Below are 15,749 nucleotides of genomic sequence, written 5' to 3' on the forward strand. Positions count from 1 at the left end.
AAGGGAGGTGTCCTGACAGATGGCTGAGGTGATGGCCCACGAAACTGTTGCGAAAAAAATCAGTGACTGGTATGAAGAAATCAAAAAGCACAACACCGAATCGGCTGAGGCGTTAAGAGAACAACTGCTTACAGATCTGCAAAATATGACACAAAATCAAACGGTGCTCCTTTATTTTAATTTAATTGATTCCCGCTATAAGCTTTTGATGGAAGAGTATGAGAAAACAGACGGCATTTTAAAAACGATCCAGCTGAACGCCGATAAAGAAAAAACAGACCAGATGATTCAATACTATTATTACTTTTTTTCCGGAATGCACGAGTTTTACCAAAAACGGTTCATGAACGCCATTAATTTTTACCGGATTGCTGAAAGCAGGCTCCGGCACATACCGAATGAGATTGAAAGAGCCGAATTTAATTATCAAGTGGCGATTGCCTATTATGAAATCCGCCAAAACTACTTTGCGATGAACCATGCGGAAAAAGCGTTAGAGATCTACAAAGCGAACGAAATGTACGCGGTCAGAGAAGCACAGTGTTTAATGGTGATCGGCTGTAACAGAATGGACCTGTTTCACTACCAGAAAGCTGAAGAGCTTCTGCAGACGGCAGTCCATCAAGCCGCCAAAGCGGGCGATCCGCACATTGAAGCGCTCGCCCACTTTAACGCAGGCATTTGCTATGAAAGACAGGAGAAATTGGAGGAGGCGCGAGTCGAATTTGAAATGGCTCTCGATCAAAAGGAGCATTTGCGATCAGCGTATTCGGTGCGGAGTCTGTACATGCTGGCCAGAGTATTATTGAAGCAGGAACAGACGGATGAGGGCCGGTTTTGGCTGCATAAAGCGCTGAATGCCGCAGAAGACAAAAACGAGCCCGTATATACCCAAAAGCTGCGCATCTTACAGCATGTATTTATTGACCACAGTGAAGAAACGCTTGAATCAGCTTTCGCCGAGTTAAGAAGGAAAGAGCTGTGGAGTGACGTTTCCGATTTATCGTATCAAGCCGCAGCGCATTTTAAAAAACAGGAGAATTACAAACTGGCGGCGAAGTATTTTCAGGAATCAATTGATGCCAATGACCAAATTTTGAGATTGACGGAGGGGATTCGTAATGAAAACATGTAAATTCATTGTACTCTCAGCAGCTTTGGCAAGTCTCATTTCGATTGGATTATTTGCGCAAACTGGTTCAACGGCACAAGCCGAACAAATCATAAAACCGGCAGAAAACGGAGCCTTCGGATAATACTTCATGAACCGCTTTCAGTCTGTGTTTTGTAAGGAGTGATTCAATGGCTATCACGCTGCAGCCGATGACAGGACAAGAATTTCAATCCTATCTCGCTCATTCAACAAAGCATTACGCTGAAGATAAGGTAAAAGCGGGAACGTGGCTGCCTGATGAAGCGCCGGAATTAGCGGAGCTGGCGTTTGAAGACCTGCTTCCTGACGGCCTGGAAACGGTCGATCACTATTTATGGACGCTGACATTGGACGGTAAGGAAAATGCAGGCTGGCTGTGGCTGCACGCCGATCCGGATCACCCGCAGCACGACGCATTTATTTATGATTTCGGCCTTCATCCGCCCTTCCGCGGCAAAGGCTATGCAAAAGAGGCACTCGCAAGGCTGGAGGACAAAGCCAAAGATCTGGGTGTCCGCAAGATTTCTCTCCATGTATTCGCTCATAACGAAACGGCGCGGAAGCTGTATGAGAAGACGGGATTCCTGGAGACCGATGTGATTATGAGCAAAAAGCTGTCATGAAAAGAGGCCCGCACGATGGGCCTCTTTTGTTATTCATTTCCCGGGCAATGGCGGTAAGTTTTTGGACGGGCTCCGTATTGGCAGCTAAATGAAATCGCGGTGTTTCATCGGCATCAAGCTGATCAGCCTTTACCGAGCTCACGGCAGGGGGACACCTCTGATCAGCCGTCCTCCTTCATGGCGCCGACGGTCTCTTCAATCGTCACCCGCGGATCAACCAACCTATGCAGATCATAAAGGTGCTTTTCCGACAAGCTCTTTATTCGATCCTATCCACATTGATCACCCCGAGATGAACGGCATGACTCACTCTGGCTGCCGTAGTCCTTCCTGCATGCCCATGCACCCTAACCTCAATGAGGAAACCGCAACGACCCGATTGTTATGTATTTGATAAGACGATTATGCATATCTTTTACTATTGTTATAAAATTTTTAAAAATCTGTAAATTTTATATTTTTTTATCGCAATTCCGTCATATAATGCAAATGTGGAAAAATTATACTTTAAGAAAAGAGGCGAAGTAATATGTGTAAAAAGCTGTTCAAAGCCGTTCTCCCGTTTGCCCTGTCGTTCACCATGGTTCTGTCGTTCTCCGGTACGAATGTGAAAGCGAAAGAAACAGAAGCAGCCCGCTACGCAAAAGAAATCGCAGAGCTTCAGCAGGGCACAACCCCGCAAGACGTTCTCCGATCCGCCAAAGAGCTTGCCCAGCAGAAGCACGTTTCAACAGAAGCGATCCTCAAGCAGTTTCATCAAGAAATCACGGCAGACAAGGTGCAAGGAAATGTAATCGCTTCCAAAGACGGGCTTTCTGCAATGGGCGGATCATCAGGCACAAAAAAACTTCCGAAAAGCACAAAAGGCAATATTTATTACACGAACTCATACACGGCTTTTTACAACCACGGGCATGTCGGCATGTATTCATCCGCTGATAAAATTGTCGAATCCGTGCCGGGGGACGGCGTCCGCCAGATCGCTTATAACGGAAGAGAAGTCGAAGACAATTCAATCGTCCAGACCGTGAAAGTCACTGATGCCCAAAAACAAGCCGCCGCTGACTGGGCCGTATCGAGAGTGGGTGATGAATACTCCTTCAACTTCGTCAATAACAGAAATACGGGCCATGAAGGCGCCAAAAACTGCTCAAAACTGCTGTGGTCGGCATTCCTTTTAAAAGCCGGGATTGATATCGACTCTAACGGCGGCTTAGGCGTATATCCGCGCGACATCACAAGCTCGTCTTACACGACCACGATTCTGACCATTCACTAAGGGGAACAACGTGAAAAAAATTATCTGGATACCCTTAGTGTTCATCCTTGCCGCAGCGGTCTTATGCTTCTTCTATTTCCGCACGGAAGAGCCTGCGGAGGTTGATAGGGCAATATTAAATGATCCTGATTTTCTGAAAGATAAAGAAGCGCTGCTGTATTTCTCCACTGCGGCTGATCAAGACACATTCGGCGGCGGAAAAAGCTATGCCCTCTTCGCCGATAAAAAGGGGCGGCTCTCTTCTTATCAAATGAAGGGGCTTGAGCTCGGATCGGCCAAAGTGCATGACGGCAGCGTGCTGCTGGAGGACAAAAAAGGAATCTACACCGTTCAAAATGGTCTTCACACATATAAAAGAACGTATCAGCATACGGGAGACAGCGCCGGGTATATCGAGCGGACGAAAGGCTTTTACACGCTGTATAATTCGGGCTATGGCAAGAGCGGCGGCAGCTATCGCTCAGAGCTGTACCGCCAGATTGACGGCAGGTGGAAGCAAGACGTCATCCCGCACTATATCCGCGCTTCAGGCTTTTTTAAAGATCATCTTTTCGCGCTCACGCCGACAGATGACGAAAAAGGCTATCACATACAAGACATTCAGGCCGATAAAGAAAAGCTCCATACAAAATCAATTGCGACATGGACGTATAAAGAAGGCACGTCAGTCGAATCCCAGCTCGCCGCGGACGACGGCGCCGTCTGCTTTGTCACCAGAGGGGAAAAAGCAGAACACATCTATCAAATGGTGAAAGTTATGAGAAAGAGCGGCGCGATCAAAACATATGACATCGCCACCTATAGAAATGACGAACAGACTATCTATGACTCCATGCCGTTCAGCTTCAAAAAAAGCTTTTTCATGGAGCGGCGCAGCTTCTATTTCGTTGACGGCTTCGGAACTGTCTACCGCATCAACCCTGAGACCGGAAAAAGCAAAAAGGCCTTCACCCTCCCCGCATCACGAATGAAAGCCGACTTCAAAGACCTGACGCATCAAAACGGAAAGCTGTATCTGTTCACGTACAGCTACAAAAAGCCCGCCAAAATCGAATCCTTCGACCTGAAAACGGGCAAAAAACTGAACGACCGCACCATCCCCAGCCTGAAAGACATCGTGACACCGAAAAGCCATCTCAAGCTGTATGATGTTCAGGTAATGGGCGGGTTTTGAAGAGTATGAACATTTGGGAAGAGCTTGCCGCTTTTGGTAAGCTTTTTATAATGAAACGTTACTGCAAGAAAGAAGGTGTTCATTTGAAATCATTCAGTCTCTTCTTATTGCTGTCCGTCATTTGTATAACCATTGTTTTTGTCATAATGAATATGTTGATTGGATACCCTGATGTGAGCAACGGAACATTGATTATGATTGTATATATCATAGTGACCCTCATAATCAGGCTATATAGCAAGAAGAAAGCCGACCGAACATAGAAATAGAGGAATTTGAATCGTAAAAGCAGAAGACAGTCAGATGAAGGAGGGAGCCGATGAAGAAAAAGCTTGCCGCGGTGACCATCACCATTCTCCTGGTTTCCGTGATAACCAACTCTTTTTTAAACGGCGGAAAGCCGGACTGGATTGATGTATGCTGTACGCTGCTGGCGTGTCTATTAGGGATTTTGTTCGTTCTTCGCTTAGAAAAAAGAGAAAACACGTAAAGAGCCGGATGCTGAAAACGCCGGCTCTTTTTGCGCGTGATTTGCCGAATTGTGGATAAAACTCAGCCCGAAGCACTACTAACATGTGTATAAATAGGTTATATTGAAAAGAGAACAATTGCCGCGCGCAAAAGAAAACCGGAGGATGTAACAATGAAAACCGCTTATTATTCTTGTGAAGAACATATCGAAACCGTACTGGACATGTACATAGATGATCATGAGCTTCCGCCCGAAATCAGAAAAATCGAACATACTAACAGTTTATCCACAGCCTGTGAATTATGTGGGGACACTGCAACATATCTAGTAGGGAACGAATGATCCTACACAAAATACAGAAAAGATATCCACAATTGTGGACAATATATATGAATAACTTGTTTCTAAAGTGGGGATGACCTGTGAATATCAATATTGTGACCATCGGAAAACTAAAAGAAAAATACCTCAAGCAAGGCATTGAAGAATACAAAAAACGACTCTCAGCCTACGCAAAAATCGACATTATCGAACTCCCGGACGAAAAAGCTCCGGAAAACCTGAGCGACCAAGACATGAAAATCGTCAAAGACAAAGAAGGCGAACGCATCCTGGCCAAAATCAGCCCGGACAGCCACGTCATCGCTCTCGCCATCGAAGGAAAAATGAAAACTTCCGAAGAACTGGCCGATACAATAGATAAGCTGGCGACTTATGGAAAAAGCAAAATCACCTTCGTCATCGGCGGCTCACTCGGCCTAAGCGACGCCGTCATGAAACGCGCAGATGAAAAGCTGTCATTCTCAAAAATGACATTTCCTCATCAGCTGATGCGGCTCATACTTGTAGAGCAGATTTATCGGGCTTTTCGGATTAATCGTGGGGAGCCTTATCATAAGTAGAGGGAAATATTGTTGTAGATAAGGTAATAACCCATTATTAGAAGAGGTACTAAAGTTTGTTTTCATTATCCGTTTCACGATACAATAAGTGAACAAGTATATTTTTTCAAAATGTTTACAATTAGTAAAATCAAATTCAGGTTCAATATTGAACTTGAGTTTGATTTTTGTTTTAATGTGAATCTTATCAATTAACTACTGAGTAGCTGTTTTATAAAGGCGTCGGGAGCCCGCCAGCAAATGCTTTAGGTCGTTTAGTCAGTATTCCTTTGGATAACAACAGAACTTAAAAAATTTTATCCAAATTTCATAAGAACCAAACTTAGCTTTTATTTCGGCTAATTTACTCCCATAGATGTTGAACTTCGTAGAATTAATATGTGATCAACATTTCAATACCAATGGGTACTCATTGTATGAGAAAGATATTTTAAACATAGCTTTAAATTCAGGATTATGTAAAGGGTGATTAATATTGAAGAAATTCAAACATAGAATTAAAGGAATTAAGCACTCTTTAATAAGAGGAAAAAATTATTTAGATTTAAAGATAAGATTTGTATTATATAATTGGATGATGTTTATATTCAAAATACTAGAAAATATCATCTTAATAACATATGTTGGATTAGTCCTCCAATTAACAAAAATTATAAACTTTGATTTTCTACAGAAAATATTGTCTTACATACCTGTAACTAATTCTGAAATAAATACCAGACTTGTAATAGCCCAAATAAGTATAACTTTTTTAATTCTTTCGCTGTTTTCTCTTATCTCAAATATAAAGAAAGAAAAGATGTTGGGAACTTCAATTTATAGCGTAGCTTTTTCAAATTCGATACTAAGCAATATTCTATTATTAACACCATTCATATTTGTTCTTTTATTTATAAATTTATACCTGATGATGACTAAGCCTGATTCAGAGAGTATTGTCTTCTTATTTCTATCTTCAATGATAGCAATAACAATTTTAATTCTAAAAGTTATTACTTATACTAATTTTCCACAGTTAACGAGAAACAAGATTATCGCACTATATTACTTAGAAAATAGAAAAATTATAAAAAAGTATGCAAAGAAATCTTTTGACCCAACTTATGAACTGTCTAACAATCTATTTGAATTAGTTAACGATACAGTAGAAAGAATCTGGCGTGATGATATAGAATATAAAATGAATTTAAAGGTTTTTGAAAAGATAACAGATCTTTCATTGAAGAATTACGGAAAAGAAATACAGGAAAATCATACGGAGATGATGAACAAATCCGATATCATCTCTTTGTGGTCTAATTGTATTAGTGAATTAGTAAAGAAAACAAAAAAATTTGAAGCTCTGTATCAATATAACAGGATGTTAAGTGTTTTTATTAAAAATGAAACAGTGATTTTTTCATATGAAATTGGAAATCATTTTAAGGAAATTATAGATCTCATAACAATTTCTAAAGATGAAATAACTTCAACACAATACATAGAAATAAAGAGAGCTATGAAATTAAGTATGGAGTATTGTTTTCTTCTTTTAAATAACGATCTATCTTACACACGACTTGGAAAATTGAGGGGTGAATTATTGAGTGTTAGGGGAATTTACGGGAGATTCTTTGTAGATTACTATAAGATCCTAAATAAGAAGAGCGATTTGTCTTCTAGTAAGCATTACTATTCCAATAATATAACTGAGTACTTTGAAGATATAAGGATGATGTTAATCGATCTTCATTCTTCTCACCATTACTTTATTCCTCAAAAAATAAATCCACAATGGAATAGAGTAGCGGGGGATATCAGGGACCAGTACGATGGTGAATTATCAATGTCGGGAATTCCTTTAAGTGCACTACTAATAGAATTGATAAAGGAAGAAAAAAAAGAAAGGTTAATGTATTTCTTAATTGATTTTAACAACAAATCTATTTACTTTGCGTGTCTTATTGTTGCAGGAAAATTAACTGATTTGTTAAAGAGAACTAAAGATATAGATGAATTGCTAAAAGTAAAATACTACTTAAAACTCTTATTAGCTAAGTTGCTTGAATGGAACTATAATAATCTAAAGTACAATGTTCATATAATGAAAGAAACCCTTTTAGGAATAGGTACTTTCCCCTATTCTGACATATGGTTATTTGAAGAGCAGTTTGAATATATAAAAAGAGTTAAAAATGCTGTTGAAATGAAAAGGCATAATGTTGATACCCCTATAATGCAAATAAAAGATTCAGCTATAAGGGAGCTTTTTATTTTGATGAAGGACATAAATGTATCTACCTTAAATAAAGAATTAAGAGAACAGCAGTTAGAAATTACTAAGGAAAAGGGAATACTGAATAGATTGAGATAAAATATTTGATTGCGGATTTAAAGAATATACTTAGTAGTAGTTAGGGTTTCACAGATGCCCAAATTATCAGTAAAAGAAAGTCAAGATGGTGGATGGGGATTAACTCAAGGATTCAAAAAGGGGAGAACTTATCGTGAACTAATAAAACCTCATTTAGATACATTCCTGTGAATCGTATCATAAATAAATGCCTGCCTAAAATTAAAATCGAATAAATATATATAGAGCGTCTAGAATAGACTTTTTATATATTTAAATCTGGTTTCTGCTTATACAATTCATTAAGATATGGATTTATTTTCTACACATGGTAAAAGAAGCAACCTACTGTTGCTTCTCTTTCACCATCTTTATAAAGAGAAAGAAGACAATGAATACAATAAAATAATTCAATGGATTCTTAACGATGCTTATCTCCAGTGAAATCTGTAAGAGTATCCAGAGAATGAAGATGGCTAGTATTGAAGGAATGATGATTTTGTACATGTCGACCACCTTCCATAGTTAGTAAAAGAAAGGGGCGCGGGCCCCTTTTTCTTCATGGTTAAAAGCAAGATGCGGCAGCTCCTGTCATTGCACCGCCAACAGCGCCGGTAATTGCTCCGACGGCACCCGCTCCTACTGTTCCGATGCCGGGTATTGTGACTGTTCCTACAGCAGCTCCTGCGAGACCCAGTGTGCCGCCGCCAGTTACCGCACCGCCGCCAGTACCTAAAATACATTTCCCGACTGATTGGGTGCTGATTGAACCGCTCGTTTTTCCAGCGTCTTTGTTCACGACTTTGACTAAAACGCCATTTTTGATTTTTTCATATTTCAGTGTAACGGGGTCACCATTTTTGTCAGTAGAGCTTTTCGGAAGAGCCTGCTCCTCGCCTGTTATGTTGTCTTTAAGCGTTGCATTGCCTTTAGCGTCAATATGAACATCTGCATGATTGAACGTCATCTTCAGCTCACTGTCGTTGAGGTTTTCAACTTTGTATGTAGCTTGTGATTCTGCGGCAGCCGCAGAATGGGGTAAAACCGGGAGGGCAAAGGCACCTACTAGGAATACCAAGGCTGCCAGTTTCACTGCGGTTAGCTTCATTTTGCTTTGCATAATTGATCCTCCTCCTTTGGTTGCCATACTAACAAAGGCATTCTGCTTCTTAAACCCTTACCATATAAAATGATAAAAAATTCACCCAATTTCATCACATTAACCGACAAGGTTTGTATGTTTCCCTTCGAAAGTCATAGGAGAGTAGAGTTCATATCTGATGCGAAGTTATCAAGGAGGATAGAAACCGTAAAGAAGATCTCAGAGAAGCACCTTATTGCGAACAACAGCTTCTTCCGCATTTTCCACACGTCAGTATAAATCCCTTTCCGTCACGGAAACCTAGTGGAAAAGGTTTCTGAAAGGAGGGGGTGTATGATGAAGAAAAGTAAAAAAAATCAAAACAAAACATCCTTGGTTTGGAAGATGGCGATTGCCTCCGCGGTTTCTTGGGAAGCGGCAAAGCTGGCGGGTTCTAAACATCCGTATTTAGCTCCTCTGTCCGTTATCTTATGTTTGCAATCGACCATAGATCAGTCGGTTCGATTTTCTTTTCATCGGATTGCGGGAACGGTCATCGGAATCATGTTAACCTCTTATCTTGTAAGTTACTTACAAATGAATGGCTGGATGCTGGGGCTGTTACTATTAGGCGGGACGTACGTTGCAAAGTGGTTACGAATAGATGAAACGGTTCTGCATCAGGTAGCCCTCACCATTTTATTGGTATTTACGTTTGAACGACACTCTAAAGATTATGCAATGGATCGGATCATCGATACGGTGATCGGCGTCGTCATCGCGATTCTGGTGCATATGTTTCTTTTTCCGCCGGACTATACAAAAAGGGCAGCGGACTCTTTTCAAACATTGGCTCATCAGCTTTCTGACACACTTTCAGACGTTTCCAAATGGGTGCAATCAGAGTGGGGACAAGGAAAAGGGACGCTCATGGAAGATAGAGTGAATAACCTTCTGCAGGAGCTGCATATGGCAAAAGAGATGCTGCAAACAGCCTCTGAGAGCTTGAAATTCAACCCCATCAGAAAAAAACATAAAATCATTCTTGCAAGATATCAAACAGAGATGCAAAAGATGAATGCTGGATATGAGTATTTATCCAATGTCGTGAAAACGTTAAAAGAATGGGAAAGGGAAGGAGCTTTATCTACGAGTGACAAAAGGGAGCTGGGCAATGATTTACAAGTGTTAAGTGAATTTTTTGCGGGTTTTAAAGGAATACAGCTGGGTGAAACAGACAATTGGAAACAGAAGGAACAGAACGTGTTATTGGAATCTCTCCGTTCCGGCATGCAGTCACACCCGCTGCCCGGTCATAAGGTCTATAAGGACTCTTTTTTTTTAGAAACGAAGAAATTGCTGAAGAGTTTGTAATGTTCTCTGGAAAAAAAGAATATGGATATACAGATGATCAGGTAAAAGCGGGGGAAATCAAATGGATGATATACACCGGATTTTGGAGGTCATCGCGGCTTCTGCGAAAGCTAAGGTACTGGCTACCATCATTAAAACAGAGGGGTCCGCTTATAAGAAGGAAGGGGCCTCCATGTTAATTTTAGGGGATAAAACAAGAGTCGGAATGTTATCCGCCGGTTGTCTGGAGGAAGATCTTGCTGAAAGGTCAGAGCAGATCTGGGCTGGGGGAGAGCCGTTGATTGTCCGCTTTGATATGAGCGCGGAGGACGATTTATCCTGGGGGCAGGGTGTTGGCTGTAATGGTGCTTTGACGGTGTTGCTTGAGCCTGTAAAAGGGGAATTGGAACGAAATCTGATGACAGTCAAGACATGCTTAGATGAAAAAAAGTCTGTGACCCGAGTGAAACGATTCACTGAAATGTTAGAGCCGAAGGAAGATCTGTATATAGCTGAGGACGGCAGAGTGTTTGGAAGCGAGAATGTTATGGAACAAGGCTGTATCCAAAAACTGAGACAGACAGAAAAGGGAATCAAAAGGGATGAACATACATCTGATTTATTGTTTATCCATCAGATGGTTCCAAAACCTTGTCTATATGTCTTCGGAGCAGGAGAAGATGCAAGGCCGCTCGTTTCGTTGGCGGCTTGTGCGGGCTTTCATGTGACAGTGATTGACTGGCGTCCCGCTTTATGTCATCACGGCCATTTTCCTGAAGCCGGCCAATTGATAATAGGAGCACCGGAAGAAGTCATAGAAGGCCTGAGGATGACCCAAAGGGATTTTGTTGTTATTATGACGCACAGCTTTCAAAAAGATCAGATCATTTTACATACATTAAAAAACGAGAATGTGTTTTATAAAGGTGTATTAGGCCCCAGAAGGCGCACCGAGCGGCTATTAGGCGGAGCTGAGATTCCAGAGGATATTCATTCCCCCATTGGGCTTCCCATCGGGGCACAAGGGCCTGAGGAAATTGCTGTAAGCATTGTTGGCGAGATGATTAAAGAAATGCGAAAACAAAGGGCTCGCTTATGAAAACAGCAGGCATTTACCTGGCAGCCGGTACAAGCAGACGCATGGGGACGGATAAGCGCAGTTTATTTCTCAATGGGGTCTCCCTCGGAAGTATGGCGCTTAAACATGCCCTGTTATCTGAATTAGATCATATCTTCGTTGTAACGAGAAAGGGAGATTCACTGCATTGGCTTTCGGATTTTTTCTTTTTAAATCCCATCTCAAATAAGTGGAGTCAGGCAGAATGTGAGCAAGCGGGTAAGGGCCAAGGCCATTCTATACAATGCGGTTTGAAAAAAGCGGCAGCGTACGAGGCTGACGCCGTTATCATTCTCCTTGCAGATCAGCCGTTTGTCACCGCAGATATCATCAATACGTTAATTGATTCCTATCAAAAGGAGCGCCGCTATTCATTTATCGCCGCTGAAAATCAGCATCTTCCTATGCCCCCCATTTTATTCTCAAATCAATGTTTTCCAGTCTTGCATCAGTTAAAGGGAGATCAGGGCGCCCGGCACGTGATCCGTGAAAGTATGGTCAAGACGGGAAAAATGATCAGCTTTCAAGACCCTTTGCTTTTTTATGACGTAGACACGGTTGAAGATTATACTTTCCTGCTGAATAAATTCGGGGAGTGAATGAGTTGGAGTATATCGGGAAAAGTGTCATTCGGAAAGAGGCCCTTGAAAAAGTGACGGGTAAGGCGAAATATACGGATGATTTACATGAAACAGGCACATTACACGCAAAAATGCTGATCAGCCCATATGCTCATGCCGATATTGTGTCTATTGATTTTTCAGAAGCTTGGAAGATTCCCGGAGTGAAAGCGATATTGGGCGATGAACCTTTTCCGCTTGCAGGTGAAGAAATTAAAGACAGGCCGCCAATTGCTTATAAAAGGGTCAGGTACCACGGGGAGCCGGTTGCTGTAGTTGTTGCGGAAAATCCAATCATAGCTAAAAAGGCCGCGGATGCCATTAAAGTGTCCTATAAACCTCTTCCCGTCGTCAATTCCCCCCGTGAGGCTTTTCAAAAGGATGCTCCCCTCGTCCATGAACATGTTGACCGCTATGAGAAGAAGGCAGGTGTATTCCCGGTTCCGAAGACAAATATCGCGAACCTGGATAAAATCAGAAAAGGAAATATTGAAGACGGGTTTAAGGAAAGTGATGTGACAGCAGAATTCCAAATTTCCTTTAACCCTTCTGATCATGCGGCTATGGAGACAAGATGCTCGATTGTTGAAATTCGGGCTGATGAGGAGATTATCATGACTACATCCTCCCAAGCTCCTTTTGCCATTAAAAAATTAATGGAGTGGTACTTTGGTATTGAACCCGGAAAGGTTATCGTCAAAACTCCTTTAGTAGGAGGGGCGTACGGGGGAAAAGCAGCCGTTCAGTTAGAGGTCATTGCCTATTTGGCATCAAAAGCAGTCGGAGGCCGGCCCGTCAAATTATTTAATACGAGAGAAGAGGATATGATCACATCTCCTGGTCACATAGGGCTGGATGCCATTGTCAAATTAGGGGCCACGAAGGATGGAATTTTAAAGGCGGCAGACATTCAGCTTTTATTTGATGGCGGAGCATACTCTGATAAAGGAGTGGACATCAGCCGGGCTGCGGTGGTTGATTGTACGGGTCCGTACGCTATCGATCATATATCGTGTGATTCATATTGTATGTATACGAATCATCCATATCCAAGTGCATTCAGGGGCTACAGCCATGCTGAAGTGTTATTTGCCTTTGAGCGGACGATGGATGTATTGGCGGAAAAGCTGAACATGGACCCGTTAGAACTCCGCTATAAAAATGCCATTCGTCCCGGTGATACTACACCTACTCAAGTTCTTCTCAATTCAAGCACGGTCGGAAATGTGCCGAAATGCATTGAGAGATTGAAGGAATTAATGAATTGGTCCGAGGGACAGAGAATTGAAATCGACGGCCGGAAGATACGGGCGAAGGGGATCAGCTGTATTTGGAAAACCTCAACATTTGATACAAATGCAACATCCGGGGTGATTTTAACCTTTAATCCCGATGGAAGCATTAATTTGATGTCAGGGGTAGTGGAAATTGGAACAGGGACTAAAACAGTGTTAGCCCAAATCTTAGCGGAACGAATGAAAATGGATATAAGCAAAATTCACGTGAAAATGCTTGTAGACACCCAAACAACGCCCGAGCATTGGAAAACCGTCGGGAGCAGAGGGACGTTAATGGCCGGAAGAGCCGTACTGAATGCAGCGGAAGAAGCCATTCGAAAGCTTAAGGAAGTGGCATCATGCGTGTTGCGGGTTCCTGTCGAGGAATTGGAAGTGGCAGACGGAAAAGTTTATTTTATAGATTATCCTGCTGTACATGTTGACATAAAAGACATTGCTTACGGATATACGTTTCCAAATGGAAATACCATTGGCGGCCAAATCATTGCGAGCGGCCATTACACATTAACCCGGATGACGAATTTAGACAGGGAAACGGGAAGAGGAAAGCCGGGACCCGAGTGGGCTGTAGGTGCGCAGGGAATTGAAGTTGAGTTGGATAAGCGGGATTATACGTATCGGATCACAAAAGCCTATTCTGTTGTAGATATAGGAACTGTACTGAATGAAAAAGCTGCAAGGGGTCAAGTGATGGGAGGGATGAGTATGGGAATCGCATTTGGAGGAAGAGAAACCTTTGTATTTGATCCGTATGGCAGAGTATTAAATCCTCAACTCAGAACATACAGACCCCTTCACTATGGAGAGCAGCCTGAATATATTATTGAATTTGTTGAAACCCCGCATGTGATTGCGCCTTATGGAGCGCGCGGCGGCGGGGAACACGGACTGTTGGGGATGCCTGCAGCATTGGGAAATTGCCTTTCCGCCGCTTTAGGAGTCCAATTGAATCAACTTCCTCTCATTCCCGAACAATTATGGAGGACGCAAATGGGGTGGAAAGATGATACCGTTTGATTTCGACTATTTTAAGCCGAAGACCATACAAGAAACAACCCGTCTGTTTCACTCGCTTGCGGCTGAAAAGAAAACTCCAATGTATTTTTCCGGCGGCACGGAAATTATCACGTTAGGAAGGCTGAATATCGTCTATACGGATGCAGTGATAGATATGAACGCACTTCCGGGATTTCACGCCATCCGTTTTTATGAACATGATCTGGTGATCGGAGCGGGCGTGTCATTAACGAAACTGGAGGAAGAAAATCCATTTCCGCTATTAAGTAAAACAGTAAGTGAAATTGCGGATCGGACGTCTCGAAATAAAATCAGCCTGGGCGGAAACATTTGCGGGGGCATCTATTACCGTGAGGCCGTGCTGCCGCTGCTGATTTCTGATAGTTTGCTAGGGATTGCAGGGAGAGCGGGGATTCATTACCGTCCCATAAATAAAGTATTTAACAAGGAAATACAGTTGCGAAAAGGAGATTTTTTATTTCATATCGTTGTCGATCGAGCGTATGTTGACTTGCCGTTTGTCAGTATCAAAAGAAGACAGCAGTGGAATGTCGGATATCCATTGGTGACAGTCTGTGCGCTGAAAAAAGATGATGAGATCAGAATGGCCTTCAGCGGCGTATGTCCATTTCCTTTTCGTTCTGCTGAAATGGAGGCTGTGCTTAACGATAAAAGCGGCACAGCAGAAGATAGAGTCCGCAGGTCTTTACAGTATGTACCTAAACCCGTTCTTGATGATGCAGAAGGCTCAAGTGAATATCGGTTATTTGTCTTGCAGCATACAATCTTAGATGCCTTACAAGAATTAGAAGGAGGTTCTCATGTCTGATCCTATTACGTTGAAAGTAAATGGCGAAGAAAGACAGATGACTGTCAGACCGGCCGATACTTTGTTATTTGCTCTCCGTCTTCGTCTCGGATTAACCGGTTCAAAGCCGGGCTGCTTAAATGGGGATTGCGGCGCCTGTACGGTATTAACGGACGGGATACCGATGAAATCTTGCTTAATGCTTGCGGCAGAAGGGGAAGGAAAAGACATTACGACAATTGAAGGACTTATCAATACACCGATTCAAAAGGCTTTTATTGAAAAATTTGCGTTTCAATGCGGATATTGCACATCTGGTTTTATCATGAATTGTCATGCTTTAGTGAATACTGAGCCGAATGCAAGTGATGAAACGATTAAAAATTGGCTGGAGTCCAATATTTGCAGATGTACGGGTTATAAGGAGATTGAAGAAGCGGTTAAATCGGTTTTACATACAGGGAAAGGGGATCATTAGCCGTTATTACGGGGAATCACAAAAAGAGCCCAGAGAATCATC

General features: G+C 42.2%; 17 protein-coding genes. 15 read left to right on the top strand and 2 right to left on the bottom strand.

The window, feature by feature from the left end:
- Nucleotides 1–19 precede the first annotated feature (19 nt).
- The 9 genes from ACH32G_RS05345 to ACH32G_RS05385 all read left to right on the top strand — a co-directional run bounded on the left by ACH32G_RS05345 (nt 20) and on the right by ACH32G_RS05385 (nt 7,956).
- The gene (locus ACH32G_RS05345) at nt 20–1,135 is read left to right on the top strand and encodes a response regulator aspartate phosphatase (protein WP_448814065.1); all 1,116 of its coding nucleotides are present in this window, start codon (nt 20–22) and stop codon (nt 1,133–1,135) included.
- A complete protein-coding gene (locus ACH32G_RS05350) occupies nt 1,122–1,256 on the top strand; it encodes a hypothetical protein (protein WP_007407881.1) in 135 nt (44 codons plus the stop codon). The genes ACH32G_RS05345 and ACH32G_RS05350 overlap by 14 nt, the downstream gene beginning before the upstream one ends.
- A gap of 46 nt (nt 1,257–1,302) precedes the next feature.
- Nucleotides 1,303–1,776 carry a GNAT family N-acetyltransferase gene (locus tag ACH32G_RS05355; RefSeq protein ID WP_045925605.1) on the top strand — a complete coding sequence of 158 codons (474 nt, stop codon included), beginning with the start codon at nt 1,303–1,305 and terminating at the stop codon, nt 1,774–1,776.
- Nucleotides 1,777–2,305: 529 nt separating this feature from the next.
- On the top strand, nt 2,306–3,055 hold the full coding sequence (locus tag ACH32G_RS05360) for a hypothetical protein (RefSeq protein WP_448814066.1): 750 nt from the start codon (nt 2,306–2,308) through the stop codon (nt 3,053–3,055).
- Nucleotides 3,056–3,065: 10 nt separating this feature from the next.
- Nucleotides 3,066–4,229, top strand: a complete 1,164-nt coding sequence (locus tag ACH32G_RS05365; RefSeq protein WP_448814067.1) for a hypothetical protein — start codon at nt 3,066–3,068, stop codon at nt 4,227–4,229.
- A gap of 319 nt (nt 4,230–4,548) precedes the next feature.
- A complete protein-coding gene (locus ACH32G_RS05370) occupies nt 4,549–4,719 on the top strand; it encodes a hypothetical protein (RefSeq protein WP_448814068.1) in 171 nt (56 codons plus the stop codon).
- 153 nt (nt 4,720–4,872) lie between these two features.
- Nucleotides 4,873–5,043 carry a CxxH/CxxC protein gene (locus ACH32G_RS05375; protein ID WP_004393147.1) on the top strand — a complete coding sequence of 57 codons (171 nt, stop codon included), beginning with the start codon at nt 4,873–4,875 and terminating at the stop codon, nt 5,041–5,043.
- Between the two features lie 80 nt (nt 5,044–5,123).
- A complete protein-coding gene (gene rlmH, locus ACH32G_RS05380; RefSeq protein WP_448814069.1) occupies nt 5,124–5,603 on the top strand; it encodes a 23S rRNA (pseudouridine(1915)-N(3))-methyltransferase RlmH in 480 nt (159 codons plus the stop codon).
- A 475-nt stretch (nt 5,604–6,078) separates the two neighbouring features.
- A complete protein-coding gene (locus ACH32G_RS05385) occupies nt 6,079–7,956 on the top strand; it encodes a hypothetical protein (RefSeq protein WP_448814070.1) in 1,878 nt (625 codons plus the stop codon).
- 324 nt (nt 7,957–8,280) lie between these two features.
- Here ACH32G_RS05385 and ACH32G_RS05390 read toward each other — a convergent pair whose 3' ends face one another.
- Both ACH32G_RS05390 and ACH32G_RS05395 read right to left on the bottom strand, forming a co-directional pair.
- Nucleotides 8,281–8,442 (bottom strand): hypothetical protein, encoded by a 162-nt coding sequence (locus tag ACH32G_RS05390; protein ID WP_004393168.1) that lies wholly within the window; start codon nt 8,440–8,442, stop codon nt 8,281–8,283.
- A 58-nt stretch (nt 8,443–8,500) separates the two neighbouring features.
- Nucleotides 8,501–9,055 carry a hypothetical protein gene (locus ACH32G_RS05395; RefSeq protein WP_049627702.1) on the bottom strand — a complete coding sequence of 185 codons (555 nt, stop codon included), beginning with the start codon at nt 9,053–9,055 and terminating at the stop codon, nt 8,501–8,503.
- Between the two features lie 318 nt (nt 9,056–9,373).
- Here ACH32G_RS05395 and ACH32G_RS05400 point away from each other — a divergent pair, with 318 nt between their 5' ends.
- The 6 genes from ACH32G_RS05400 to ACH32G_RS05425 all read left to right on the top strand — a co-directional run bounded on the left by ACH32G_RS05400 (nt 9,374) and on the right by ACH32G_RS05425 (nt 15,707).
- The gene (locus ACH32G_RS05400) at nt 9,374–10,390 is read left to right on the top strand and encodes an FUSC family protein (protein ID WP_448814071.1); all 1,017 of its coding nucleotides are present in this window, start codon (nt 9,374–9,376) and stop codon (nt 10,388–10,390) included.
- A 61-nt stretch (nt 10,391–10,451) separates the two neighbouring features.
- Nucleotides 10,452–11,468 (top strand): XdhC family protein, encoded by a 1,017-nt coding sequence (locus ACH32G_RS05405; protein WP_448814072.1) that lies wholly within the window; start codon nt 10,452–10,454, stop codon nt 11,466–11,468.
- The gene (locus ACH32G_RS05410) at nt 11,465–12,085 is read left to right on the top strand and encodes an NTP transferase domain-containing protein (RefSeq protein WP_448814073.1); all 621 of its coding nucleotides are present in this window, start codon (nt 11,465–11,467) and stop codon (nt 12,083–12,085) included. The genes ACH32G_RS05405 and ACH32G_RS05410 overlap by 4 nt, the downstream gene beginning before the upstream one ends.
- A gap of 5 nt (nt 12,086–12,090) precedes the next feature.
- Nucleotides 12,091–14,421 carry a xanthine dehydrogenase family protein molybdopterin-binding subunit gene (locus tag ACH32G_RS05415; protein ID WP_448814074.1) on the top strand — a complete coding sequence of 777 codons (2,331 nt, stop codon included), beginning with the start codon at nt 12,091–12,093 and terminating at the stop codon, nt 14,419–14,421.
- A complete protein-coding gene (locus tag ACH32G_RS05420) occupies nt 14,408–15,250 on the top strand; it encodes an FAD binding domain-containing protein (RefSeq protein ID WP_448814075.1) in 843 nt (280 codons plus the stop codon). The genes ACH32G_RS05415 and ACH32G_RS05420 overlap by 14 nt, the downstream gene beginning before the upstream one ends.
- Nucleotides 15,243–15,707, top strand: a complete 465-nt coding sequence (locus ACH32G_RS05425; RefSeq protein WP_448814076.1) for a (2Fe-2S)-binding protein — start codon at nt 15,243–15,245, stop codon at nt 15,705–15,707. Before ACH32G_RS05420 ends, ACH32G_RS05425 begins: the two co-directional genes overlap by 8 nt.
- The last annotated feature ends 42 nt before the right edge of the window (nt 15,708–15,749 follow it).

The sequence above is a fragment of the Bacillus sp. CIS52 genome (assembly GCF_053545315.1).

Bases quoted from the DNA above. Each gene is read 5' to 3' on its own strand.
- ACH32G_RS05345 (WP_448814065.1), top strand. From the start codon at position 20: ATGGCTGAGGTGATGGCCCACGAAACTGTTGCGAAAAAAATCAGTGAC.
- ACH32G_RS05350 (WP_007407881.1), top strand. From the start codon at position 1,122: ATGAAAACATGTAAATTCATTGTACTCTCAGCAGCTTTGGCAAGTCTC.
- ACH32G_RS05355 (WP_045925605.1), top strand. From the start codon at position 1,303: ATGGCTATCACGCTGCAGCCGATGACAGGACAAGAATTTCAATCCTAT.
- ACH32G_RS05360 (WP_448814066.1), top strand. From the start codon at position 2,306: ATGTGTAAAAAGCTGTTCAAAGCCGTTCTCCCGTTTGCCCTGTCGTTC.
- ACH32G_RS05370 (WP_448814068.1), top strand. From the start codon at position 4,549: ATGAAGAAAAAGCTTGCCGCGGTGACCATCACCATTCTCCTGGTTTCC.
- ACH32G_RS05375 (WP_004393147.1), top strand. From the start codon at position 4,873: ATGAAAACCGCTTATTATTCTTGTGAAGAACATATCGAAACCGTACTG.
- ACH32G_RS05390 (WP_004393168.1), bottom strand. From the start codon at position 8,442: ATGTACAAAATCATCATTCCTTCAATACTAGCCATCTTCATTCTCTGG.
- ACH32G_RS05395 (WP_049627702.1), bottom strand. From the start codon at position 9,055: ATGCAAAGCAAAATGAAGCTAACCGCAGTGAAACTGGCAGCCTTGGTA.
- ACH32G_RS05400 (WP_448814071.1), top strand. From the start codon at position 9,374: ATGAAGAAAAGTAAAAAAAATCAAAACAAAACATCCTTGGTTTGGAAG.
- ACH32G_RS05405 (WP_448814072.1), top strand. From the start codon at position 10,452: ATGGATGATATACACCGGATTTTGGAGGTCATCGCGGCTTCTGCGAAA.
- ACH32G_RS05410 (WP_448814073.1), top strand. From the start codon at position 11,465: ATGAAAACAGCAGGCATTTACCTGGCAGCCGGTACAAGCAGACGCATG.
- ACH32G_RS05420 (WP_448814075.1), top strand. From the start codon at position 14,408: ATGATACCGTTTGATTTCGACTATTTTAAGCCGAAGACCATACAAGAA.
- ACH32G_RS05425 (WP_448814076.1), top strand. From the start codon at position 15,243: ATGTCTGATCCTATTACGTTGAAAGTAAATGGCGAAGAAAGACAGATG.